The 22,703-nt window shown below is 58.6% G+C and carries 23 protein-coding genes and 2 pseudogenes; 14 read left to right on the forward strand and 11 right to left on the reverse strand.

The features are described 5' to 3' along the window. Nucleotides 1-340 precede the first annotated feature (340 nt). Nucleotides 341-565, forward strand: coding sequence for a hypothetical protein (locus tag AC1DRJ_RS06150; protein WP_477801314.1), 225 nt, complete (start codon nt 341-343; stop codon nt 563-565). A 182-nt stretch (nt 566-747) separates the two neighbouring features. Here the strand turns inward: AC1DRJ_RS06150 and AC1DRJ_RS06155 are convergent, their stop codons facing one another. The 3 genes and pseudogenes from AC1DRJ_RS06155 to AC1DRJ_RS06165 all read right to left on the reverse strand — a co-directional run bounded on the left by AC1DRJ_RS06155 (nt 748) and on the right by AC1DRJ_RS06165 (nt 3,557). Beyond that, nucleotides 748-2,211 (reverse strand): FAD/NAD(P)-binding protein, encoded by a 1,464-nt coding sequence (locus AC1DRJ_RS06155; RefSeq protein WP_477801315.1) that lies wholly within the window; start codon nt 2,209-2,211, stop codon nt 748-750. Nucleotides 2,212-2,489: 278 nt separating this feature from the next. After that, nucleotides 2,490-2,837, reverse strand: a pseudogene (locus tag AC1DRJ_RS06160) (5,10-methylene tetrahydromethanopterin reductase); the annotation flags it as partial. Between the two features lie 156 nt (nt 2,838-2,993). After that, nucleotides 2,994-3,557 carry a helix-turn-helix domain-containing protein gene (locus AC1DRJ_RS06165; protein WP_477801316.1) on the reverse strand — a complete coding sequence of 188 codons (564 nt, stop codon included), beginning with the start codon at nt 3,555-3,557 and terminating at the stop codon, nt 2,994-2,996. Nucleotides 3,558-3,641: 84 nt separating this feature from the next. Here AC1DRJ_RS06165 and AC1DRJ_RS06170 point away from each other — a divergent pair, with 84 nt between their 5' ends. The 7 genes from AC1DRJ_RS06170 (at nt 3,642) to AC1DRJ_RS06200 (ending at nt 10,904) form a co-directional block, all read left to right on the forward strand. After that, entirely contained in the window at nt 3,642-4,574 is a 933-nt protein-coding gene (locus tag AC1DRJ_RS06170; protein WP_477801317.1) for a DMT family transporter, read from the forward strand. 266 nt (nt 4,575-4,840) lie between these two features. Beyond that, on the forward strand, nt 4,841-7,759 hold the full coding sequence (locus AC1DRJ_RS06175; RefSeq protein WP_477801318.1) for a monovalent cation/H+ antiporter subunit A: 2,919 nt from the start codon (nt 4,841-4,843) through the stop codon (nt 7,757-7,759). Continuing rightward, the gene (locus tag AC1DRJ_RS06180; protein ID WP_007944721.1) at nt 7,759-8,103 is read left to right on the forward strand and encodes a Na+/H+ antiporter subunit C; all 345 of its coding nucleotides are present in this window, start codon (nt 7,759-7,761) and stop codon (nt 8,101-8,103) included. Before AC1DRJ_RS06175 ends, AC1DRJ_RS06180 begins: the two co-directional genes overlap by 1 nt. After that, nucleotides 8,100-9,785, forward strand: a complete 1,686-nt coding sequence (locus AC1DRJ_RS06185; protein ID WP_477801319.1) for a monovalent cation/H+ antiporter subunit D — start codon at nt 8,100-8,102, stop codon at nt 9,783-9,785. The genes AC1DRJ_RS06180 and AC1DRJ_RS06185 overlap by 4 nt, the downstream gene beginning before the upstream one ends. Further along, nucleotides 9,782-10,270, forward strand: a complete 489-nt coding sequence (locus AC1DRJ_RS06190) for a Na+/H+ antiporter subunit E (protein WP_477801320.1) — start codon at nt 9,782-9,784, stop codon at nt 10,268-10,270. Before AC1DRJ_RS06185 ends, AC1DRJ_RS06190 begins: the two co-directional genes overlap by 4 nt. After that, nucleotides 10,267-10,545, forward strand: coding sequence for a K+/H+ antiporter subunit F (locus AC1DRJ_RS06195; protein ID WP_007944718.1), 279 nt, complete (start codon nt 10,267-10,269; stop codon nt 10,543-10,545). The genes AC1DRJ_RS06190 and AC1DRJ_RS06195 overlap by 4 nt, the downstream gene beginning before the upstream one ends. Beyond that, nucleotides 10,542-10,904 carry a Na+/H+ antiporter subunit G gene (locus AC1DRJ_RS06200; RefSeq protein WP_477801321.1) on the forward strand — a complete coding sequence of 121 codons (363 nt, stop codon included), beginning with the start codon at nt 10,542-10,544 and terminating at the stop codon, nt 10,902-10,904. Before AC1DRJ_RS06195 ends, AC1DRJ_RS06200 begins: the two co-directional genes overlap by 4 nt. 144 nt (nt 10,905-11,048) lie before the next feature. On the opposite strand, the gene AC1DRJ_RS06205 is transcribed toward AC1DRJ_RS06200, so the two are convergent. The 4 genes from AC1DRJ_RS06205 to AC1DRJ_RS06220 form a co-directional block, all read right to left on the reverse strand. Then, nucleotides 11,049-11,486: a DUF3995 domain-containing protein gene (locus AC1DRJ_RS06205; protein ID WP_477801322.1), complete on the reverse strand. Its 438-nt coding sequence runs from the start codon at nt 11,484-11,486 to the stop codon at nt 11,049-11,051. Between the two features lie 85 nt (nt 11,487-11,571). Continuing rightward, entirely contained in the window at nt 11,572-12,588 is a 1,017-nt protein-coding gene (locus tag AC1DRJ_RS06210; protein ID WP_477801323.1) for an ABC transporter substrate-binding protein, read from the reverse strand. Nucleotides 12,589-12,705: 117 nt separating this feature from the next. Continuing rightward, on the reverse strand, nt 12,706-12,909 hold the full coding sequence (locus AC1DRJ_RS06215; protein ID WP_477801324.1) for a hypothetical protein: 204 nt from the start codon (nt 12,907-12,909) through the stop codon (nt 12,706-12,708). After that, nucleotides 12,909-13,358, reverse strand: a complete 450-nt coding sequence (locus AC1DRJ_RS06220; RefSeq protein WP_477801334.1) for a hypothetical protein — start codon at nt 13,356-13,358, stop codon at nt 12,909-12,911. The genes AC1DRJ_RS06215 and AC1DRJ_RS06220 overlap by 1 nt, the downstream gene beginning before the upstream one ends. Before the next feature lie 431 nt (nt 13,359-13,789). Here AC1DRJ_RS06220 and AC1DRJ_RS06225 point away from each other — a divergent pair, with 431 nt between their 5' ends. From AC1DRJ_RS06225 to AC1DRJ_RS06235, 3 genes are all read left to right on the forward strand, one after another. After that, nucleotides 13,790-14,038 (forward strand): hypothetical protein, encoded by a 249-nt coding sequence (locus AC1DRJ_RS06225; protein ID WP_477801325.1) that lies wholly within the window; start codon nt 13,790-13,792, stop codon nt 14,036-14,038. A gap of 156 nt (nt 14,039-14,194) precedes the next feature. Next, nucleotides 14,195-14,425, forward strand: coding sequence for a hypothetical protein (locus AC1DRJ_RS06230; protein WP_477801326.1), 231 nt, complete (start codon nt 14,195-14,197; stop codon nt 14,423-14,425). Between the two features lie 130 nt (nt 14,426-14,555). Continuing rightward, a complete protein-coding gene (locus tag AC1DRJ_RS06235) occupies nt 14,556-14,795 on the forward strand; it encodes a DUF2789 domain-containing protein (RefSeq protein ID WP_477801327.1) in 240 nt (79 codons plus the stop codon). 94 nt (nt 14,796-14,889) lie between these two features. On the opposite strand, the gene AC1DRJ_RS06240 is transcribed toward AC1DRJ_RS06235, so the two are convergent. Further along, nucleotides 14,890-16,494 (reverse strand): methyl-accepting chemotaxis protein, encoded by a 1,605-nt coding sequence (locus AC1DRJ_RS06240; RefSeq protein WP_477801328.1) that lies wholly within the window; start codon nt 16,492-16,494, stop codon nt 14,890-14,892. Nucleotides 16,495-16,692: 198 nt separating this feature from the next. Next, entirely contained in the window at nt 16,693-17,097 is a 405-nt protein-coding gene (locus AC1DRJ_RS06245) for a TraR/DksA family transcriptional regulator (RefSeq protein WP_477801329.1), read from the reverse strand. A 364-nt stretch (nt 17,098-17,461) separates the two neighbouring features. Between AC1DRJ_RS06245 and AC1DRJ_RS06250 the strand changes: the two genes are divergently transcribed. Both AC1DRJ_RS06250 and AC1DRJ_RS06255 read left to right on the forward strand, forming a co-directional pair. Then, nucleotides 17,462-18,073 carry a glutathione S-transferase family protein gene (locus tag AC1DRJ_RS06250; RefSeq protein WP_477801330.1) on the forward strand — a complete coding sequence of 204 codons (612 nt, stop codon included), beginning with the start codon at nt 17,462-17,464 and terminating at the stop codon, nt 18,071-18,073. Between the two features lie 25 nt (nt 18,074-18,098). After that, the gene (locus AC1DRJ_RS06255; protein ID WP_477801331.1) at nt 18,099-19,202 is read left to right on the forward strand and encodes a DNA alkylation repair protein; all 1,104 of its coding nucleotides are present in this window, start codon (nt 18,099-18,101) and stop codon (nt 19,200-19,202) included. Between the two features lie 180 nt (nt 19,203-19,382). Here AC1DRJ_RS06255 and AC1DRJ_RS06260 read toward each other — a convergent pair. Together AC1DRJ_RS06260 and AC1DRJ_RS06265 are read right to left on the reverse strand one after the other, a co-directional pair. Further along, nucleotides 19,383-19,595 (reverse strand): annotated as a pseudogene (locus AC1DRJ_RS06260) (alpha/beta fold hydrolase); the annotation flags it as partial. 29 nt (nt 19,596-19,624) lie between these two features. Continuing rightward, nucleotides 19,625-21,141 (reverse strand): IS3 family transposase gene (locus AC1DRJ_RS06265; protein WP_477801332.1). Its coding sequence is split into 2 segments (ribosomal slippage): nt 19,625-20,691 and nt 20,691-21,141, totalling 1,518 coding nucleotides; the frame shifts between segments, so codons are not numbered across the junction. Between the two features lie 539 nt (nt 21,142-21,680). On the opposite strand from AC1DRJ_RS06265, the gene AC1DRJ_RS06270 reads away from it, so the two are divergent. Next, complete coding sequence (locus AC1DRJ_RS06270) at nt 21,681-22,640, forward strand: EamA family transporter (RefSeq protein WP_477801333.1); 960 nt, start codon at nt 21,681-21,683, stop codon at nt 22,638-22,640. Nucleotides 22,641-22,703: the final 63 nt, after the last annotated feature.

The raw sequence follows: 22,703 nt of genomic DNA on the forward strand, positions 1-22,703 counted from the left end.
GTCCGCGTTCAGCGTTGCTCCTCCAGCCACTTGCCTGCAACCACCAGCCCCCCAGCCTGGATGATGGAACCCAGCGAGCCGAACTATACCCGCAGGATGCAGCGGCTCTTGCAACCATCACCGCAGACGCCGATCGTTGCGCCGGGAAGCTGAGCGGGCTGCAAGGTTACGTTTGTGCAATCAAACCGGATGCACCTGGTTGTGGATGATTGGTCGACCGTACAGCTCGATGACATCGGATCAATGTGCTCGATATCGACTATGCCCACGGGTGTTTTTTCATCACCCGGCTCCAGCACTACAGTGGCGACATCTTCTTCCCACGCTCTGGAGCAACATCATGAAAAGCCTCATCGGTCTTGGTTTCGCCCTGTCGGTTCTTGGCGCTACGTCCGCCATCGCTGCACCGCACGCCACTTCCCAGGTTGTCGCTGCCGTAAAAGTCAGCCAACCGGCCACACTGAACGTCAACACCGTCGATAGCGATCACAAAGACAATCAGCCGAGCACACTTTACGTTGCGGAAAACCGCCCTGAGTTCGGCTCGAAGTATCAGCGTTATTGATTAGCCGCTTTTGCGCCGCTTGAACAAAACCCCGGGTAGATCCGATCTACCCGGGGTTTTTCTATGATAGAAGAAACCTGTAGGAGCCGAGCTTGCTCGCGATGGCGTCATGCCAGTCATCCTCAATGGTGAATGTCATGACGCCATCGCGAGCAAGCTCCGCTCCTACGAAGACATTTATATCACGCGGTCGGACGCAGCCTCGCGGGCTCGACAGCTGCTACCACCAGTCGTGTTGCGAGGGCTTTGGCTTGTAGTGCCACGTCGGTGACGGCAGTGCTTTCCCACCACATGCCGCGCAGTGGTGGACCCATGGCGAACAGGCGTCGGCCAGTCTGCCCCTCGGCGTCCAGTACGGCACCGTCGACAGCCGCAGCAATCCCCAATGCCAAAGGACCCGGGCGGATCAATCCGCACGCCAGCAATTGCTGTGGCAGCGGTCGAGCGACCCGACGCCAGTCATACTCGATGCCGCTAGAGTTGATCAACGCCGCGCCACGAACCACACAGGTGTCGGCCTCGCCACGGCGGCGAATGCGGATGCTGATTCCGTCCCGGGACACGGGTTCAAGACCTTTGAACGACGCCGCTTGAATCCGCAAGCGCCCTTCCTTTTGCAAGCGCTCCACCAGGGCGGCACTCAAGGGTGGCGAGCGATGGTGATGACTTTCCCACCACGGCCGGACATGCCGCACAAACTGCCGACGCTGCCGGTCTGTCGCCTGAATCCACAAACGCCCAATGTGCGCACGCACGGTGTCGAGCGGTGCTTGCCAGTCGATACCTTGGGCGATGGCGTCACGGCAATGCCGACGCAGTTCGCGCACCAACTGGCGGGGGGTTCGAATGCTGAGATCGTCGGCTAGAAAATCCACCCAGGCCGGTGGTTGCCGACGCACATGCGGCAGCAAGCCGTGGCGGGAGAACACTTCGATCGGCCCACGATGCCCGGCCTGTTCCAGCGACACCACGGCATCGACCATGGTCAGGCCGGAGCCGATGATCAGCACCGTCGACTGCGGATCGAGCTGGCGCATGGCGGCGACATCCCACGGATCCAGCGCTGCGGCGTTCAACCCGCTGGACTCTTTCTGTGGCGTGCGCGCCGCAGGAAACATCCCGGTCGCCAGCACCGCGTAAGCGCCTTGCAAGCGTTGCCCGTTGCTCAAAATCAGCCGTACCGAATCGTCATCCGCTTGCAGATCTATCACTTCGGCCTGCACATGCTCGACCGTGGAGCCATTCAGCGCCCCGACGGCTTGCGCTTGCGCCAAACGTTGCTGCACGTACACGCCGAACAGGCCCCGTGGCGGAAACAACTCGCTGATCGGCACCAGTTGTTCGACCGATTCAGGCCAACCACCCGCGGCGATGTGCTCGGTCAGCCATTGCGTCAGGTCATCGGCATTATCCGGGTCAACGCTCATCCGCGCAGCGTTGCCATTCAGCGTATGGCCCAACTCGACCGCGCTGTAGGCTTCGCCCCGACCCAGCTCCGCACGAGGTTCGATCACCAGCACCGAACGACGGCCCGGCAAACGTAATAACTGCGCCGCCAGCATCGCGCCGCTGAGGCCGCCGCCGATGATCAGAATGTCGGCGTGACGGATGGCGTCGGTCGCCAGTCCGTTTGGGGTTTCRCTCATGCCTTGCTCACTGGTCAATGTTTACCGGAATGGAACGATGTGCGTGCAACCTTAGTGTTTTGCACTCCAGCGCACAAACCTACCTTGGTAGGAGTGAACCTGCTTGCGAGGCTGTGTGTCAGTCGTCATTAGCGCTGGCTGGGCTGACGCCTTCGCGGCAAGCCCGCTCCCACAGTTGACCGAGGGGCCTGACCGAAACGCGATCAAAATGTGGGGGCGGGCTTGCCCGCGATGGCGCCCAGGCAAACACCACTTTCTTCTCCTGATGCCGCAATGCCGACAGATCCGGTCAGGCCAAAGCCCAAATGCTCGGTTACCCGTGCCATCGGCGGAATCAGTTGCAGCGGATCGTTGACCGGCACTTGCGCGGCCTGACGGATCGCCGCTTCACTGTTGCCGTTGTAGACGTCATAGATTCCCAGCACATCAGCAATGAAGAATCCGTCGAACTTGCCGCGTTCAAGGATTTTCGCCAGCTCGGTCCAGTATTCGAGGTCTTTGTATTGCCACGACCGATAACGCGAGTGCGCCCATAATCCCGGCGATTGATGGCCGACACGATTCATGTCGAACGCGTTGAGGCGAATCTCGCGGGAGGTACGTGGGGCTTGGGCTGGGGTTGTCATGGGCGACTCCGGGATTCTGGTGATTGYTTCGGAGGCTTTTGCAGGAGTCGTGCCCGAATACGTTTTCTTTACATTTCAATTAGTTGAAATGTATTTCTATAAAAACTTAGAACTTTAGAAGGGCATAGTGTTTATCCACTGTTGACCAGCAAACAGTTAGATCACTACATTCCGCACAAACCGCGCCGCCACCAGCCCATCGTTGCGATAGCAATGCGGCTGGTTGCTGGCGAACATGAAGAACTCCCCGGCAGCAATGTGCTGCGGCGTGTCGCCCAACATCAGGGTCAGGCAGCCTTCGAACACGTAGATCTGCTCACTCCAGCCTTCGGCATCCGGTTGCGACGGGTAAATTTCCCCCGGCTGCAGGCACCATTCCCAYTGTTCCACTTCGCGAGTGGCGGTGGCCTTTGACAGTAAAACTGCTTTGCTGCCGGGAATTATTCCGGCCCAGGCCACTTCATTGATGCGGCTCGGATCGCGGGCGTCCGGGGCCTGAATCAAATCGCTGAACGCCACGTCCAGCGCTTGGGCAACGCGGTCAAGGGTGGTCAGGCTGACGTTATTCTCGCCGGCCTCGATGGCCACCAGCATCCGGCGGCTGACCCCGGACTTTTCAGCCAGCACGGCCTGGCTCATGTCGGCCGCATGGCGTAATCGCCGAACGTTCTGGCTGACGTGCTGGAGGACCGAAGCCCGTTGCGGAGAATCTTTGTGCACTATATTGCTCACTCGAGGGGGTTGGGCAGTATAYTGCGCAACATTCGGCGCATTGTGCGTCCCCCCTAGGTAGTGTGCAAGTTCATGACGTCGGCGAACTCTTCCCCCCGTTTCTCACGGTTCAGCAAAGCCGAGTGCGTGCTGGTCCTGATCACCATGGTCTGGGGCGGCACCTTTTTGTTGGTGCAGCATGCGATGACCGTTAGCGGCCCGATGTTTTTCGTCGGTCTGCGCTTCGCCGCAGCTGCGATCCTGGTTGCGCTGTTCTCTTGGCGCCACCTGCGGGAACTGACTCTGTTCGAACTCAAGGCCGGGGCCTTTATCGGTGTGGCGATCATGCTCGGTTATGGCTTGCAGACCGTGGGTTTGCAGAGCATCCCCAGCAGTCAATCGGCGTTTATCACGGCGCTGTACGTACCCTTTGTGCCGTTGCTGCAATGGCTGGTGCTGGGACGGCGCCCAGGGTTGATGCCGAGCATAGGGATCATGCTGGCGTTTACCGGGTTGATGTTGCTTTCAGGGCCTTCCGGTGCTTCGTTCAATTTCAGCCCCGGTGAAATCGCCACGCTGATCAGTGCCATCGCGATCGCCGCAGAGATCATTCTGATCAGCACCTATGCCGGTCAGGTGGATGTGCGTCGGGTGACGGTGGTGCAATTGGCAACCACCTCGGTGTTGGCGTTTTTGATGGTGGTGCCGACTCAGGAACGCATTCCGGACTTCTCCTGGCTGCTGCTGTGCAGCGCGTTGGGCCTGGGTGCGGCAAGTGCGGCGATTCAAGTGGCGATGAACTGGGCGCAGAAGAGTGTTTCACCGACCCGGGCGACGTTGATCTATGCTGGCGAGCCGGTGTGGGCCGGGATTGTCGGGCGCATTGCCGGGGAGCGGCTGCCAGCGATTGCACTGCTGGGTGCGGGGTTGATTGTGGCGGCGGTGATTGTGAGTGAGTTGAAGACCAAAGGTAAGGTTGCTGCGGAGGAAGAGGAGTTGGAGCAGGAAACACAGGTTGAGCCTTAGGCCCCCGGGCGCCAAGTAGATCGCCTTCGCGAGCAAGCCCGCTCCCACTTTAAATCTTCAGTGAACACGGCAAGTGTGTACGGCAAAGATTAAATGTGGGAGCGGGCTTGCTCGCGAAGGGGCCAGACCTGCTGAACACCGTTCTCTGAAACCCTGTGAAGCAAAGCTTTTGCGTCTACCGTGAAGGATTCTGCGACAGCATGGCGTTTGGCGATCTGGGGAGTGGCACGTATGATGCTTCACAAACTTCCGCAGATTAGAAGCCTATGTCCCTGATAGTTCTACTGCTTCTGCCTTTTATCGGCAGCTGTCTGGCAGCCGTGCTGCCGCACAACGCGCGTAATACCGCCTCCCTGCTGTCTGGCCTGGTTGCCCTGATCGGCACGGTCCAGGTCGCGCTCTTGTACCCGCAAATCGCCCAGGGGGGAGTGATCCGCGAAGAATTTTTCTGGCTGCCGAGTCTCGGTCTGAACTTTATCTTGCGCCTGGATGGGTTCGCCTGGCTGTTCTCGCTGCTGGTGCTTGGCATCGGCACACTGGTGTCGCTGTACGCTCGCTATTACATGTCGCCGGACGATCCAGTACCGCGGTTTTTCGCGTTTTTCCTGGCGTTCATGGGCGCCATGCTCGGGCTGGTAATTTCCGGCAACCTGATCCAGGTGGTGTTTTTCTGGGAGCTGACCAGCCTTTTCTCRTTCCTGCTGATCGGCTACTGGCACCACCGCAGCGACGCACGACGCGGTGCCTACATGGCGCTGATGGTTACCGGTGCGGGCGGCTTGTGCTTGCTGGCGGGGGTCATGCTCCTCGGCCATGTGGTCGGCAGCTATGACCTGGACAAGGTCCTGGCCGCTGGCGATCTGATTCGCGCACACGCCCTCTACCCTATTCTGCTACCGCTGATCCTGATCGGCGCCTTGAGCAAAAGCGCGCAATTCCCTTTCCACTTTTGGTTGCCCCATGCAATGGCGGCGCCGACACCGGTSTCGGCCTATCTGCACTCGGCGACCATGGTCAAGGCCGGKGTRTTTCTGCTGGCGCGGCTTTGGCCTTCGTTGTCCGGCAGCGAAGAATGGTTCTACATCGTCAGCGGCGCCGGCGCCTGCACCCTGTTGCTGGGTGCTTACTGCGCAATGTTCCAGAACGACCTCAAAGGTTTGCTGGCCTACTCGACCATCAGCCATCTCGGCCTGATCACCCTGCTGCTGGGCTTGAACAGCCCGCTGGCGGCCGTGGCCGCGGTGTTTCACATTCTCAACCACGCCACCTTCAAGGCCTCGTTGTTCATGGCCGCCGGGATCATCGACCACGAAAGCGGTACCCGCGACATTCGCAAGCTCAGCGGCCTGATCAGGCTGATTCCGTTCACCGCCACCCTGGCCATGGTCGCCAGCGCCTCGATGGCCGGCGTGCCGCTGCTCAACGGCTTCCTTTCAAAAGAAATGTTCTTTGCCGAAACCGTGTTCATCAATGCCACGGCATGGATCGAGTGGAGCCTGCCGATTATCGCGACCATCGCCGGTACCTTCAGCGTCGCCTATTCGCTGCGCTTCACCGTCGACGTGTTCTTCGGCCCTACCGCCACCGACCTGCCGCATACCCCACACGAGCCACCGCGCTGGATGCGCGCGCCGGTGGAGCTGCTGGTGTTCACCTGCCTGATTGTCGGGATTTTTCCGGCGGTAGTCGTCGGCGCCATACTGGCCGCCGCGGCGCTGCCGGTGGTGGGCGGCACCCTGCCGGAATACAGCCTGGCCATCTGGCACGGCTGGAACGCGCCGATGATAATGAGCCTGATCGCCATGTCCGGCGGCATCGTGCTCTATTTGCTGTTGCGCAATCAGCTCAAACGCGGGCGCTTCAAGTACCCGCCAGTGATTGGCCACCTCAGCGGCAAGCGCCTGTTCGAGCGCAGCCTGGTGATCATGATGCGCCTGGCCCGCCGCCTGGTACGACGGATCAGCACCCATCGCCTGCAAACCCAATTGTTCCTGGTGGTCCTCGTCGCCGTCCTGGCCGGGTTGATCCCTATGCTCCACAGCAGTCTGAGTTGGGGAGACCGGCCGAAAATTCCTGGCTCGATCGTGTTCGTGACCCTGTGGCTGCTGGCGATTGTCTGTGCCCTCGGCGCGGCGTGGCAGGCCAAGTATCACCGGCTCGCGGCCCTGACCATGGTCAGCGTCTGCGGCCTGATGACGTGCGTCACCTTCGTCTGGTTTTCCGCGCCCGATCTGGCACTGACGCAACTGGCGGTCGAAGTAGTGACCACGGTGCTGATCCTGCTGGGCCTGCGCTGGCTGCCACGGCGGATCGAAGAGGTGGCGCCATTGCCGAGCAGCCTGCGCAAGGCGCGCATTCGGCGTATCCGTGACTTGCTGCTGTCGACCGTGGTCGGTGGCGGCATGGCCCTGCTGGCCTACGCGATGCTGACACGCCAGACGCCCAATGACATTTCCTCGTTCTACCTCAGTCGTGCCCTGCCCGAAGGCGGCGGCAGCAACGTGGTCAACGTGATGCTGGTGGACTTCCGCGGCTTCGACACCCTCGGTGAAATCACCGTGCTGGTGGCCGTGGCCCTGACCGTGTTCGCCCTGCTGCGACGCTTCCGCCCACCGAAAGAAAGCATGCAACTACCGGCCCAGCAACGCCTGTTGGCACCGGACGTGGTCACCGACCTGGTCAACCCGCGCCACGCCAGCGACACCGCGCTGGGTTTCATGATGGTCCCGGCAGTGCTGGTGCGTCTGCTGTTGCCGATTGCACTGGTGGTGTCGTTGTACTTGTTCATGCGCGGGCACAATCAACCGGGCGGAGGCTTTGTCGCCGGGCTGGTGATGTCGGTGGCGTTCATCCTGCAATACATGGTCGCCGGCACACAGTGGGTCGAGGCGCAAATGAGCCTGCGACCGCTGCGATGGATGGGCACCGGCCTGTTGTTCGCCACGGTCACCGGGCTCGGGGCCATGGCGGTCGGCTACCCGTTCCTGACCACCCACACCTGGCATTTCGAATTGCCGGTACTGGGTGACATACACATCGCCAGCGCACTGTTTTTCGATGTCGGCGTGTATGGCGTGGTGGTCGGTTCGACGCTGCTGATCCTCACCGCCCTCGCCCACCAATCGGTTCGCGGCCACAAAACCGCAGCCCAGCCCAAACCCGTTGCCACGCAAGGAGCCGTCTGATGGAAGAAGTCATCGCAATCGCCATCGGCGTTCTTGCTGCGTCCGGCGTGTGGCTGATCCTGCGGCCACGGACCTTTCAGGTGGTGATGGGCCTGTGCCTGCTGTCCTATGGCGTCAACCTGTTCATTTTCAGCATGGGCAGCCTGTTCATCGGCCGGGAGCCGATCATCAAGGACGGCGTGCCACAAGACTTGTTGCACTACACCGACCCGCTGCCACAGGCACTGGTGCTGACCGCCATTGTGATCAGCTTCGCCATGACGGCGCTGTTTCTGGTGGTGCTGCTCGCTTCCCGGGGCTTGACCGGGACCGACCATGTCGATGGCCGGGAGCCTAAAGAATGAATGCGATGACGCACCTGATCGCCGCACCGATTCTGCTACCGCTGCTGACCGCAGCCATCATGTTGATGCTCGGCGAGAAACACCGGCCACTGAAGGCAAAAATCAACCTGTTCTCCAGCCTGCTCGGCCTGGGAATTTCCGTGTTGCTGCTGCAATGGACACAAACCACCGACGTCCCTGGCTCTATCGGCGTGTACCTGCCGGGCAACTGGCAAGTGCCGTTCGGCCTGGTGCTGGTGGTCGATCGCCTGTCGGCCTTGATGCTGGTGTTGACCGGGATCATTGGCGTCAGCGCCTTGCTGTTCGCCATGGCCCGTTGGGATGGTGCCGGTTCCAGTTTCCATGCGCTGTTCCAGATTCAATTGATGGGCCTTTATGGCGCGTTCCTGACCGCCGACCTGTTCAACCTGTTCGTGTTTTTCGAAGTGCTGCTGGCGGCGTCCTACGGCTTGATGCTGCACGGTTCGGGTCGGCCGCGCGTCTCGGCGGGGCTGCATTACATCTCGATCAATCTGCTGGCTTCGTCGCTGTTCCTGATTGGTGCGGCGCTGATTTACGGGGTCACCGGCACCCTGAACATGGCCGACCTGGCGCTGAAAATCCCGTTGGTGCCCGAAGCTGACCGTGGCTTGCTGCATGCCGGCGCGGGGATTCTCGCGRTGGCGTTTCTGGCCAAGGCCGGTATGTGGCCACTGAACTTCTGGCTGGTACCGGCCTACTCTTCGGCCAGCGCGCCGGTGGCAGCGATGTTCGCGATCATGACCAAGGTGGGCATCTACACCTTGCTGCGCTTGTGGACGCTGCTGTTCTCCGGCCAGGCCGGGGCGTCCGCCTACTTTGGGGGCGACTGGCTGATCTACGGCGGCATGGCGACGATAATCTGCGCAGCCGTGGCGATTCTGGCGGCCCAACGCCTGGAGCGCATGGCCAGCCTGAGCATTCTGGTGTCGGCCGGGATTCTGTTGTCAGCCATCGGCTTCGCCCAACCGAACCTGATCGCGGCGGCGCTGTTCTATCTGGTCAGCTCGACCCTGGCGTTGAGCGCATTGTTCCTGCTGGCCGAGTTGATCGAGCGCTCCCGTTCGGTCAATGAACTGCCGCTATTCGATGACGCCGACCTGATGGCACGACCCGTGCCATCCGCACAACCGCCCAAAGGCATCAACCTCGACGACGATCTGAAAGCCGTGGTTGGCCAGGTGATCCCCTGGACCATGGCCTTTCTCGGTTTGAGCTTCATTGCCTGCGCGTTACTGATTATCGGCATGCCGCCACTCTCCGGCTTCATCGGTAAACTCAGCCTGCTCAGCGCCCTGCTCAACCCGTTGGGTCTGGGCAATGGCACGGGCGAACCGGTGTCGAACGCAGCCTGGGGATTGCTGGCCCTGTTGATTCTGTCCGGGCTCGCCTCGCTGATCGCGTTCTCGCGCTTGGGCATCCAGCGCTTCTGGACCCCGCAAGAACGCCCATCGCCGTTGCTGCGCCGTTTTGAGTGCATGCCGATCATCCTGCTGCTCGGGCTGAGCATTGTGCTGACCTTCAAGGCCGAACCGCTGTTGCGCTACACCCAGGCTACCGCCGATGCCTTGAACAACCCGGAGCAATACGTGATGGCCGTGCTCGGCACCCGCGCTGTGCCAAGCCCGGAAGCCAAAGCGGCGATGGCGGAGGTGCAACCATGAAACGCCTGTTTCCTTCTCCCTGGTTATCGCTGGCGCTCTGGCTGTTGTGGCTGGTGCTGAACCAGTCGATGAGCCCAGGTAACCTGTTGCTCGGCGCCCTGCTGGGTTTCTGCGCGCCGCTGATGATGCGCCGGTTGCGACCGTTGCCGATTCGTATTCGTCGCCCCGGGGTCATTTTGCGATTGCTCTTGGTGGTCGGTCGCGACGTGGTGGTGTCTAATCTCGCCGTGGCTTGGGGCGTGCTGAATGCCGGTCGCCGGCCGCCGCGCTCACGCTTCCTCAAAGTGCCGCTGGACCTGCGCGATGCCAACGGCCTCGCCGCGCTCTCGGCGATCTGCACCGTAGTCCCTGGCACCGTCTGGTCGGAACTGGCGCTGGACCGCAGCATCCTGTTGCTGCACGTGTTCGATCTGGATGACGAAGCGCTGTTCATCCAGCACTTCAAGGCGACCTACGAACGCCCCTTGATGGAGATCTTCGAATGAGCGCATTGCTGTCGAACGCCATCCTGCTGAGCCTGTTCCTGTTTTCCGTGGCGATGATCCTGACGCTGATCCGTCTGTTCAAGGGGCCATCGGCCCAGGATCGGGTCCTGGCGCTGGATTACCTGTACATCATCGCGATGCTGATGATGCTGACGCTGGGCATTCGCTATGCCAGTGACACCTATTTCGAGGCGGCGCTGTTGATCGCCCTGTTCGGCTTTGTCGGCTCGTTTGCCTTGGCGAAATTCCTGTTGCGTGGCGAGGTGATCGAATGAGTGGCGAACTGTCGCTATGGGTCGAAATTCCGGTGGCGATTTTGCTGCTGCTCAGCAGCTTGTTTGCGCTGATCGGCGCCATTGGCCTGGTGCGGATGAAGGATTACTTCCAGCGTATGCACCCGCCGGCGCTGGCTTCGACGTTGGGCGCATGGTGTGTGGCGCTGGCGTCAATCATTTACTTTTCGGCCCTCAAGTCGGGGCTGGTGCTGCATGCCTGGCTGATTCCGATTCTGTTGGCGATTACCGTGCCAGTGACCACCTTGCTGCTGGCTCGAGCGGCGCTGTTTCGCAAGCGCATGGCCGGGGATGATGTGCCGGCTGAGGTGAGTAGTCGGCGGACAGAAAGCGGGAGCTGAATCAGGGATTTTGTATTGACTTGCAGGGCCTCATCGCGAGCAAGCTCGGCTCCTACAGGATTTGTGTTGATCCATAAATTCTGTGTTCACTGAAGATCCAGTGTAGGAGCCGAGCTTGCTCGCGATGAAGCCGGTCCAGGCAACTCAAATCCAGGCAACCGTCAACAATCCGGCCCCCAACACCACACACAACGGCGAATACACCCAAGTGTCGAACCGGGCAAACGTCGAATTCTTGACCTCTTTGAAGAACCCCACCAGGTTCGAATCGCCAATCGCCCGGGCGAACATCAGTATTGCAATGGCGCTGATCACCCATTGCAGCCACCCGTCATGCACCACAGGCAAACACAGCCCGACTCGCAGGCACACCAGCATGGCGATCAGCATCAACCCCGCCGCCACCAGCAACGTCACCCAACCCGACGGCTTGAACGCCGGCCTTGATTGCGCGCCGCCCTCCCCTGGTACCCGCGGCACCGCCGCTTCGCTGCCCCACTTGCCACCCGATGCCCAATACACGTGGACCAGGCTAATAATCAAAAAGATTGAAGCCATCCATTGCGCGACCAGCAAACTCATATTCGGGCATCCATCCAGTGGGAGCGAATGTGCTCCGGGCGGTGATAGCGATACTCGGCAAAATACAATCGTGTGCGCCACCGGTTTACTTGAGGTCGGCGTTGACCTTATCGGCCACCTCCTTTGGCACCCACGCCTGCCAGATCTCCGGGTGAGCCTTCATGAAAGCTTGCGCGGACTGGCGTGGCGGGGTGTGTTTTTCGCTCATCTCGGCCAGTGCCTTGTTCAGTGGGTCGATCGGAAAATCGACCTTGCTGAAAAACTCGGTGATTTGCGGGTACTGTTTTTGAAATGGCGCAGAAACACCGATGGACAGCTTCGAGGGCAGTGAACGCGTCGGCTTGGGATTGGGATTGTCGGCGTCGGTGAGGGTTTTCCAGGCCTCGGCGTCGAAGGGTGGTTCCTCCAGCTGAATCAGCTTGAAGCGCCCGAGCAAGGGTGTCGGTGACCAGTAGTAAAACAGAACCGGTTTACCCCGATGGATCGACGAAGTAATTTCTGCATCCAGCGCGGCCCCGGAACCGCTGCGAAAATTCACATAGCTGTCGTCCAGGCCATAGGCCGTGAGTTTCTGTTTGTTAACCACTTCCGATGTCCAGCCGATAGGGCTGTTGAGGAATCGCCCCTTGCCCGGGCTTTCCGGGTCGGCGAACACGTCTTTGTATTTGGGCAGGTCGCTGACACTGCGCAGCCCTGGCGCAAGCGGCTTGATGCCTTTGGCCGGGTCGCCCTTGATCACATATTCCGGGACCCACCAACCTTCGGTCGCACCCTTGACCGTATCGCCCAGGCTTGCGACCTTGCCTTCGGCCTCCGCCTTGACCCAGACCGGGCTGCGACCGGCCCATTCTTCGCCAATGACCTGAATGTCATTGTTGGCCAATGCAGTTTCCAGGGTGATCGTGGTGCCCGGTAAGGTATCGGTCGGCAGCCCGTAACCCTTTTCGACGATGATCCGCAAGATATCCGTGATCAAACTGCCACTTTCCCAATTCAGGTCGGCGAAGTGGATCGGAGCCTGAGCCGCGAATACCGGAACGGGTGAGGTCAACAACCCGAAACTGACCAGCGACGCCGCCAGCAACCGTCGAAATCCTTTCATGCTTTTGCACCTCGTGCTGTACACAGCAATAGCAGGATGGCCTGATAAAAGACCGCAAGCCTCAAAATATTCAGTCAATTGACTGTAGTAGAGGATCCTGATTTCGAGGGGTGGGAATTAATTTTCGCCAGCGTCCTGCAAGCGTGACAGCTCTCTTCTGACCATGCTGGCGTACGCCGCCGGGCGCAGCGTATAGATCTGTGACGCCACCCAATTCAGCCAGGCTCCCTGCAGAACAGCCTTCTGCTCGAACAGCCGCCGGGCTTCAGTGAGCGCACTGGCCTGGTTCTGTTCGTGGAAATCGGCGCGGGTCAGCGTCATTACTCGCTGGCCTTGAAGGTTACCAGTTCGCCCTTGCGCCACTTGGCGGCCTTGGCGGTCACGGCTTTCAGGGTTTTGGTCAGACCTTCCTGCAACTGTTGATGGGCGGCGAACACCATCACCACGCTATGGCCTTCCTTGAACAAGATCGCCTGGCCATCGGCGGTGGTGACAAACGCGTAATCACCCAATCCATACACCGTCAGCTTGATTTCGCGGAACTTGATGTCCAGCTTGCCACCTTCACGACTCGGCAAAACAGAGGCGCTGAAATGATCGCCGACCTTGAGTTTAAGCCCCGGCTTGTCGTCCACCACCAGTGCTTCTTCGGTGTCGATCTCGGCAATGTAGATGCCTTCGGCGTTCTGTTCGGTGACGTAGACGAAACGAGATTGAAACTGTTTAACCAACTTTGCGCGCAAATCACCCAGCACGAACAAAGCATGCATATCGAGATTACTTACTGCCAAGGAAACATCCCCACATCTGAAATTGATACCGCACGCAGGAAAAGCGCACAGCAGAAAAAAGCGGCCATACCGATGGTCTTGCAAAAAATCCGGGTTGAAATCCTGATCCGGGCAGAGGGCTCGTGCATCGCGAGGTCCGTGAGCGTACTGGAATATCACTCGCGCCGTCTTCCCTCAACGTCGTCAGAGGTTGAAGGAAAACACCCTTCTTACTGCCAGAGGAAACGGGATTACTTACTTTAAGGAAAAAACGCTTCAAGAAAAGCACTTTTCTGACATATCGCCCGCAAAAAATTGCTTTAGATGTACACCAATCGCCAACCCGTGATGGCAATTCTAGAGCAGCGATGCTGACAGAGACTACCCAAAACGACGTACATACGTCGGTAAAGCAATGAAAAGGACTTCATATGTGCACTATGACTCATTTTGCAACCGCCCAGACGCCTTATACCCATAATGCATCGTCACTGCCTCTGGGGGTGTTCGAACAATCTCGAATGCCCGCAGAAGACCCCGCCTGGCCAAGGTTTCAGGTGGTTTTGGCCGGTAACGCGTTCTTCCATATCAAGGAAGCTGCCACAGGCCGCGTCAGAGGTTTCCGCGGGGACCACAATCAAGCCTGTGCGCTTGCCCGCGCACTGGAATCACGCGAATGAGGCGCCGCTGAGCTCAATCCAACCGACGTTTCGTCACACCGCCGACTTATCTCAGCCGTCGACGGGCAACTACTGCCATACTGCCCGCCCCATGAACCCGCTCCCACGTCGGACGGCGCTCAAAACAACAAAATATTTCCAAGGGAAGGCTGCTACGTGACGGAATTTGATATTGGCGAATTTATTATCCGGGGCGAAGCCAGAGAGATCGACGGCGAATTCCAGGCAGTGATAGTCATGCGCGCCAAACCGAAATTGACCACTGTGACGTATTACCAGGTCGAAAAGGATCGCTGGTTCAAAACGGCGGATGTTGCCGCCATTGCCGCTCAGGAATCGGCCCAAGCCCTGAAGGCGGCTGTCGATGCAGGTGCATTGAAAACCTGATCATCGAATTTGCCGTCTATGCTCACTCCTGCTTTGGAACATCCATCGAACTCCTGAAGCGCGGCCACCTCAGATGCAATGACGCCGCCCTTCAGATCTCGCATTCGACGCGAACCACCAGGAGATGACCATGGACTCACCCACACACGACTTGAAAGGCTTGTTCGACCAACTCGGCCTGGACTCCAGCGAGAAAGCCATCGACGATTTCATTGCCAGCCATTCGCCGTTGGCAGACGACAAAAAAATGATCGATGCGGAGTTCTGGACCCCGCAACAAGCGAGCTTCCTCAAAGAACAACTGCGTGAAGACGCCGATTGGGCACGAGTGGTCGACGACCTGAATCTGCGCCTGCACCAGGTGCACTAACTCCCACACTCAATACAGGCTGCCAGGTGGCCGGCACCAATCTGTAGCAGCTGGCGCAGCCTGCTGCTACAAGGTTCGCTACGGTATTACGCCTTTAGCGAGCACTCTGTGGCTTGTAACCCAACCGCAACCCGCCCCAATGCCGTCCCTTGAGGATGATCGGCACCGAGAGGTCGTGCATCAGTTCGCCGGTGTCGCGGGTGTAAGTCTGCAACAACACGGGTTGTTGATGGCTGCCACAGCGGATACCCGTGCGGTCAGCGAATTTTCGTTTGGTGCGGTTTTGCAGGGTATCGACCCGCGTGTCGCCGATTAAAGGCTGGCAGAAGACAGTGTTATGGGTCGGCACATAACCCTGCTGAGTGCAGGCGATGGCAAACACCAGACCTTCATGAAGCGGTAACAACGGCTCCTGAATCGCCGGCAAGACCTGATCGGTGTAGCGGTCGAAACGGGTTTGAAACTTGGGCGGGCTGGTGTTGGGGATCGCCTGGTAATTTCGGTCAAACAGGTCATCGAGGCTGACGCGGCCATGATCGATATCCGCTTCGAAGCGCGCGGCAATCTGGTTTGCGCCTTCGCGGGCCAGGTCATATATCCGTTGGTGATAGTCATCCAGACCGACTTCGGCCAGGCGTTCACTGATCGATTCGGCCTGACCTTCCATTTGCACGGCAGCCTGGGCCAGACCCTGGGTTTGTTGGTCGCTGACTGCCAGGTCACTGCGCATCTGTTCGATGGCATGAAACAGACTGTCGAGTTGCTCGCGATTGGTCTCCGCGCCCTGGGCGATTTCGCCGACCTGGTGTTCGACTCCCGCAGCCAATCGCGCAATGTTTTCCAGATGCTGACCGGTGTGCTCGATTTGCTCGACACCGCTGTCGAGGTCGCTGGACAGTTGGCGGATCTGCTCGACGACCTGAGCGGTACGTTGCTGGATATCGACCACCATCTGGCCGACCTCGCCCGTCGCTGCCGCGGTTCGCGCCGCCAGACCGCGCACTTCATCGGCCACCACCGCGAAGCCGCGACCGTGCTCCCCGGCCCTCGCGGCTTCGATAGCGGCGTTCAAGGCCAGCAGGTTGGTCTGGTTGGCGATGGACTGAATCACCAGCGTCACGCGCTGGATATCGTCACTGCGCAGGCTCAGGGCCTCGATCAGCTCGCGACTGTTGTTGGCGCGCTGGCTGAGTTGATGCATACGCGCGATGGATTCAATCAGCTCCTTGCGCCCTGCAACACCACTTTGATGGGCCTCGCTGGCGGCACCGAGGGCTTGGCGGCTGAGTTTTGAGGTGGCCTGTTCAGTCACGATCATCACTTCGGCGTTGCGGACAATTTGCGCCGCAGCGTTGAGTTGCGATTGCAGTTTGTCCGCCAGTTGCTTGACCGAAAAGGCCACGCCGGCTGCGGAAAGCGCGTTATGACTGGTGGTGTAGGAAAGGTCGCGAGTCAACGCGCTGAGGGTGGCGCAATTGTCCGTCGGGCTGTCTGCAGGCGTAGCGCGAGTGCGCAGACGCGGCAACCAGACAATCAACACGGCCAAGGGCAAGCCAAGGTAAAGCGACCATCCACCCAGCACCATGCCGCTCAACAGGAGCATCAGGGCGACAGTTTGCAGGGTTGGCGTCAGCCATAGGTTTTTCGGCAAAAGCACTGGCGCTGGCGTTGCCGCCGCCAGAGATCCGTCTCTCGTCATCTTCGTCACCCAAGACCTTATAATTGTTGTCTGCGCATTGAACGCCACTACAAGGCCAGTATCTATGATCCATTAGTCGTGGGTATGGCAGTTGATCAACAGAAGAGCACGAGGTTTTTCGCAGACGAAAAAAAGCATCGCGGGCCAGCCTTGCTCCTGTTGGAGTGAGGCTCGCCCGCGATGCGGGGCGCTACGAAATCAGGCCTGACGCTGGTGCTTGTCGATCTGTTCGTGACGCTCTTGAGCTTCGATGCAGTACTTGGTGGTCGGGCTGATCAGCAGGCGCTTCAGGCCAATGGCCTCGCCGCTGTCGTCGCACCAGCCGAAGCTGTCTTCTTTGATGCGTTCCAGAGCCTGTTCCAACTGAGGCAGCATGCGCTGGTCGCGATCGATCGCATTCACCAGCCAGGTGCRCTCTTCTTCAACGGAAGCCGCGTCTGCCGGATCGGCCGGGGTGTCCAGGCTCTCAATGGCGATGCGGTTCTGTTCGATGCGCTCATGGGTTTCGACTTTCATGTTCTGCAACAGCACGGAGAAAAAAGCGTGCTGCTCAGCATTCATGTAGTCATCCGCCGGCATGGCCAGCAACTTGTCCTTTGTCATTGATATCTCTATAAAAAAACGTGCATTAAGGCGAATTAGGGAGCTTTCCGGCAGACCGGGTGAGGTCATCGGAAAGGCGCCGTTTATTCCAAGCGCCACCCGGCACTCAATTTACGAGGGGCGGCAGTCTAAGGCCGACTTGAGGCCCCAGCAACTGAAAAGTCAGCGAATTTGTCCGACAAGGTGTGCAAAGTGCTCTATGACAGCCGTTGCCGCCGTTATCGGAGTGCGTTTATAGCAAGAAATTCAATCGAACGGCGGTATATAGAAGACAAACGGCCGCACAAGCCCCCCGTTTGTTGCAGGTTGCGCAACCTCAGCTAAGGTTGATCGTCCCGCAATGGTCCTCTGAAGGAATGTATTAATGAAGCTGATCGGCATGCTGGATTCGCCTTATGTACGGCGCGTGGCCATTTGCGCCAAACACTTGGGCATCGACCTGGAGCACCAATCGGTATCTGTGTTTCGGCATTTCGAGCAGTTTCAACAGATCAACCCGGTGGTCAAGGCGCCGACGCTGGTATTGGACGATGGCGAGGTGTTGATGGATTCAACGCTGATCATCGACTATCTGGAAGCCCTCGCCGGCCCCGGAAAGAGCCTGATGCCCGACGACCTCAAGCAACGGTTGCGCGCCTTGCGCGTGACCGGCCTGGCGCTGGCGGCGTGCGAGAAGTCCGTGCAGCTTTATTACGAACGCAGCCTGCGCCCGGCCGAGACTCAATTCCAGCCGTGGGTGGAGCGCGTAGAAGGACAATTGGCGGCCGCCTATTCAGCACTTGAACGCGAACTGCAAAAGCAGCCATTAGTGAACGGCGCCTTGATTGCACAGGACGGGATTACGCTGGCAGTCGCCTGGAGCTTTACCAATCTGGTGGTGCCAGAACAAGTTGATGCCGAGCGTTTCCCGCGAATCGCCAAATTCACCGCCCAGGCGGAAACACTTGAGGCATTCATCAGTACCCCGATAACCTGAGGCGCCCACTCAACCGGAATCACCCATGACCGCCGCCGAACAACCCGCCCCGGCACTGAAGGAAATCTTCAACGCCGAACGCCTCAAACACATCGCGACCGAAATGACGGCGGTCTATCCCGAGTTCAACGCCAAGGTATTTCTGAAACTGGCCAATGACGGCCTCGCCGACTTGTCGATCATGCAGCGCATGGCTCGCGTCAGCGAATGCCTGCACGCGGTGCTGCCGTTGCGGTATGACGAATCCCTCGCCGTGCTGCGCGCCCTCGCCCCTCGCCTCAACAGCGGCTTCGTCAGCATCTCGCTGCCGCATTACGTAGCGATGTATGGCGACCATGATTTCGAGCAATCAATGGACGCGCTCAAATACTTCACCGCGTTTGGTTCTGCGAAGTTTGCGATCCGCTATTTTCTGCGCCGCGATTTGCAGCGTTCATTGGCGCTGATGCAGCAATGGTCGCTGGATGAAAATGAACACGTCCGGCGTCTGGCCAGCGAAGGCTGCCGGCCGCGTTTGCCGTGGTCGTTTCGGCTGGAACAGGTCCAGGCAAATCCGACACTGGCCGCCGCCATCCTCGAAAATCTCAAGGAGGATGAAAGCCTTTACGTGCGCAAATCCGTGGCCAACCACCTCAATGACATCACCAAGGATCATCCGGAGTGGGTGCTGGACCTGATTGAAGGCTGGTCGCTGGAGAACAAATACACGGCGTGGATTGCCAAGCATGCGTTGCGCAGCTTGATCAAACAGGGCAATCAACGGGCACTGGCGATTATCGGGGCCAGTGGAAAGGCTGAGGTGGAGATCGTTGAGGTGAAGGTCAAACCGGCGGTGATTCGCCTGGGGGAGAAAATCACCCTGTCGTTTGTGGTGAAATCCACAGTGGCGCAGAGCCAGCGACTGGTGATCGACTATGCGATTGATTACGTCAAAGCCAATGGCAGCACCTCGGCGAAGGTGTTCAAGCTCAAGGCGTTGACGCTGCCGGGTAAGGCGATTGAACAGGTCAGCCGTGGCCAGCAGATCAAAGAACTCACCACCCGCAAACACTATGTCGGTGTGCATGCCGTGCATATTCTGGTGAATGGCGAACGCCTGGCCAGCACCTCGTTTGAAATCTTCCCCTGAAATACGCCAAACGACTATAGGAGCAAAGCTTGCTCGCGATGGCGTCAGGGCTGGCCTACCCTGCCGCGTTATATGTCTAGTCCCCAAATAGGTTTACACCTGTTTCACCCTAACGCCCGATGCACCGCATCGGGCGTTTTGTATTTCAACGACAGGTGCGATCGCTCGCCATTGTGCTTGTCAAGACTGTACGAACGCCAAAAGGTCAGCATTCAGTCTTTCCTTGTGCGTATCGGTAATACCGTGGGGCGCGCCTTCATAGACAATGAGCTTGCTGTTCTTGATCAGTTTCGCTGACGCCCGGCCCGCTGCATCGATCGGGACAATTTGATCGTCGTCACCGTGAATGATCAAGGTCGGTACGTCGAACTTTTTGAGATCTCGGTACATGTCAAGGTACCTGTCGCCTTGTCTTACAGTTGCTAGCCCGTTGCGCTCTTAATTTCAGGGCGCTCTGGGTTTAAATACACAGCATCTGCCAACTTCCAGTTGCGTGTTCGAGTGCTCCAGCGGCTCGGATTAGCTTCCTTGGCATTTTCATAAAGCATTGCTCTAGCTTGTAATAGAGCCGTTGCTTTGCCTTCGTGCCGCTGGTTTGGCGTCACGTATTTCAGGGCGCTGTGGCGGCGATCTTCGTTGTACCACTCGATAAATCCCTGCACCCAAATTCTTGCCTCAGTCACCGTATCAAATGGTTGATCCGGCCAGAGCGGGCAGTACTTTGCGGCACGAAAAAGTGCTTCGGCGTAAGCGTTGTCATTGCTCACCCTTGGCCGGCTAAAGGACGGCTCGACGCCCAGGGCAACCATGCTTTCACGTAACAAGGAACCTCTCATGACGTGGCCGTTATCCGAGTGCAGCACCAACGGTCGACCCGCTGTATGTTCACGCAAGCATCCCTTTCTAAGCAGCTCACACGCGTGTTCGGCGCATTCCACCTCATGCACTTCATTGGCTACCAGCTTGCGACTGTAGACATCCTTGACCATGTACCAGTAGAAAAAACGACCTCTGACAGTGCTGGGTAGCCAAGTGATATCCCAGCACCAAACCTGATTGGGAGCGTCAGCGCGATGCGTCGTCAGGACCTTGCGTTTCGGGGCTTTGGTTCGGCCGCGACGCACGTTTTGATTAGCGGCTTTTAACACACGGTAAAACGTCGACTCTGAAGCGAGGTAGATACCTTCATCGGCCAGTTTTGGAACGATTTGGTGTGGGTGATTGGCAGCATCAAGCACCGCTTGGCGCTCTGCCTCACTGAGCTTGTTCGACGGCGCTGCTCGCTGAGCCAGTAGACGCCCATCGCAGCAGGCGTGTCGCCAACGTTGAACTGTACGCAGGCTCAGCCCTAGCTCATTACACGCTCGATATCGACGAGCCCCACTCAACACCGCTTCAGCAATGAACTTCATGGCTTGCGTACGATCAGAGGCGCTGATCAGTCTTCCTTGTCCTTGCCCCAGATCGCATTGGCTTTTTTTCTGAGCTCCAGCAAAGCCACCGCCTCCGCACGTCCTGCATCGGATTGGATCAGCTGACGCTCCAGATCTTTGATCCGCCGCTGCTCGGCAGTTCTTTCTGCACTAGGTTTCAAATCAGCAAGGGTATTGGCGTTTTGGCACGCCTCGCGCCACTGCTGGATTTGCTCAGGATAAATGCCCTTGATTCGGCAATATTGAGAAATCTCAACCTCACTCAACGGTGCGGTTTCCATGACAGCATTGAATTTATCGGCGCTGGACCATTGATCACTGGTCTTGCCATTTCCCGGCACGATCAAACCTTTATCTCTAGCCATTTGTCTCCAGTTTCGCAGTGACTGAGGCGTGAGATTAAGCGCAATGGCGAGTTCTGCCACTGAGCGATTTAGAGGCGGCATCATTTGCAAGACGACCCAATCTTTGAAGTCGTCGTCGTAGCGTTTGCCTAGATTGGACATTGTTATGCACCTTCGCCCTCTTGAATGAATGAGTCAATCAACAAGGGTGACAGGTAGCCTGACACGGAGGGTAATTCTAAATAGACCCCAAGTGGGGTGATAACGCCCTCACGGGCTTGGTGGATAACATTCCTTGTTCTGTCGTCTATCCCTGACCAGGCCGGACATTGTGACAGTCGGGTGACCGCTGAAGGGGTTTATGCACCATGGACGGAAAGCCCAATCTGCTCAATCAGTTCCGGCAGTAGACCAAGCATAGCTACTCATTTGCTTTCGCTCCGTCCACCGGCTGCTTTCGGCTGACTTCCTGCCGGTCGCGAAGGGTTTCTGATTGACCGTGCGGAATCAGGTCATAMGATCTCCACCCTCTAACCAAGGCACCAAATAACTGCCCTAAAGCCCAACAACAAAGCCTACAGCCCTCCCAATCTCTCTTGCCCGACCTACCCGAATACGGTACAAATCGATAAGTTGTACGACAACATAATAAAAACACCCACGCCATCCCCAAGTTGGCCTATCACCCTTCGAGATCTGCCATGTCCCGCCCTACCGTTGCGCAAACCGTACCGCCGCCCTTCCCCCGCCATCTCGCCGTGATCATTCTGTTGTGCATGGGCTGTGCATTCGCCGGTAACCATGTGGCGGCGCGGGTCGCTTTTGATGATGGCGCGGGTGTGTTGCTGGCGATTTTGATGCGTTCTGGCGGGACCTTGCTGGTGCTTGCCATCCTGGTGCTGTGGCAAAAACAAAGTCTGCGTCTGCCGCCGGGTGCCTGGCGTTGGCAATTGCTGTTGGGCCTTCTGATTACCGCGCAGAGCCTGTGTCTGTACTCCGCCGTCGCACGGGTCCCGGTGGCGCTGGCGCTGCTGGTGGCCAACGTGTTTCCCATCCTGCTGGCGTTGCTCACCTGGGCGCTGGGTGGCCCGAGACCTACCGCACGCACCGCTACGTTGATGGGTTTGATCCTGGTGGGGCTGGTGTTTGTGCTGGACGTCCCCGGGCGTCTTTCGGCCACGACCAACGTCGGTCCGGAATGGCTGCTGGGCGTCGCGCTCGCGTTCTGCGCCGCCAGCGTGTTCGCCTGCGCCCTGTGGATCACCGACCACAAGTTGTCTCAGGTACGTGGTTCGGTGCGCAGTCTGTTGACCATTTTTATCGTCTTCAGCAGCATCAATCTGGCGGGACTGACTGGCGCCTTGCCAGGCGGACTAAACCTGCCCGCAACCTCAACCGGATGGCTGGCCCTCGCCACCTTGGTGGTGCTGTACGGCACCGGTTTTATCGTGCTGTTCATTTCGGTACCTCGGCTGGACATGCCACGCAATGCGCCGGTAATGAACATCGAGCCGTTGGCGACATTGCTGATGGGCTGGATTGTGCTGGATCAAATGCTCAGTGCGGGGCAGGTTCTGGGCGGGGTGATTGTGGTCACCGGCATCGTTTTTTTGACCTATCGCAAATCAGCTATCAAGGCTGACGCCAAAGCGGTGGTGTGAGAATGCTTCGATAGGAGGGCTCTTTGCGGGCGAGCCCTGACGTGTACTACCAGGTAAAGCTGC

It is taken from the genome of Pseudomonas sp. P5_B2 (assembly GCF_056400445.1).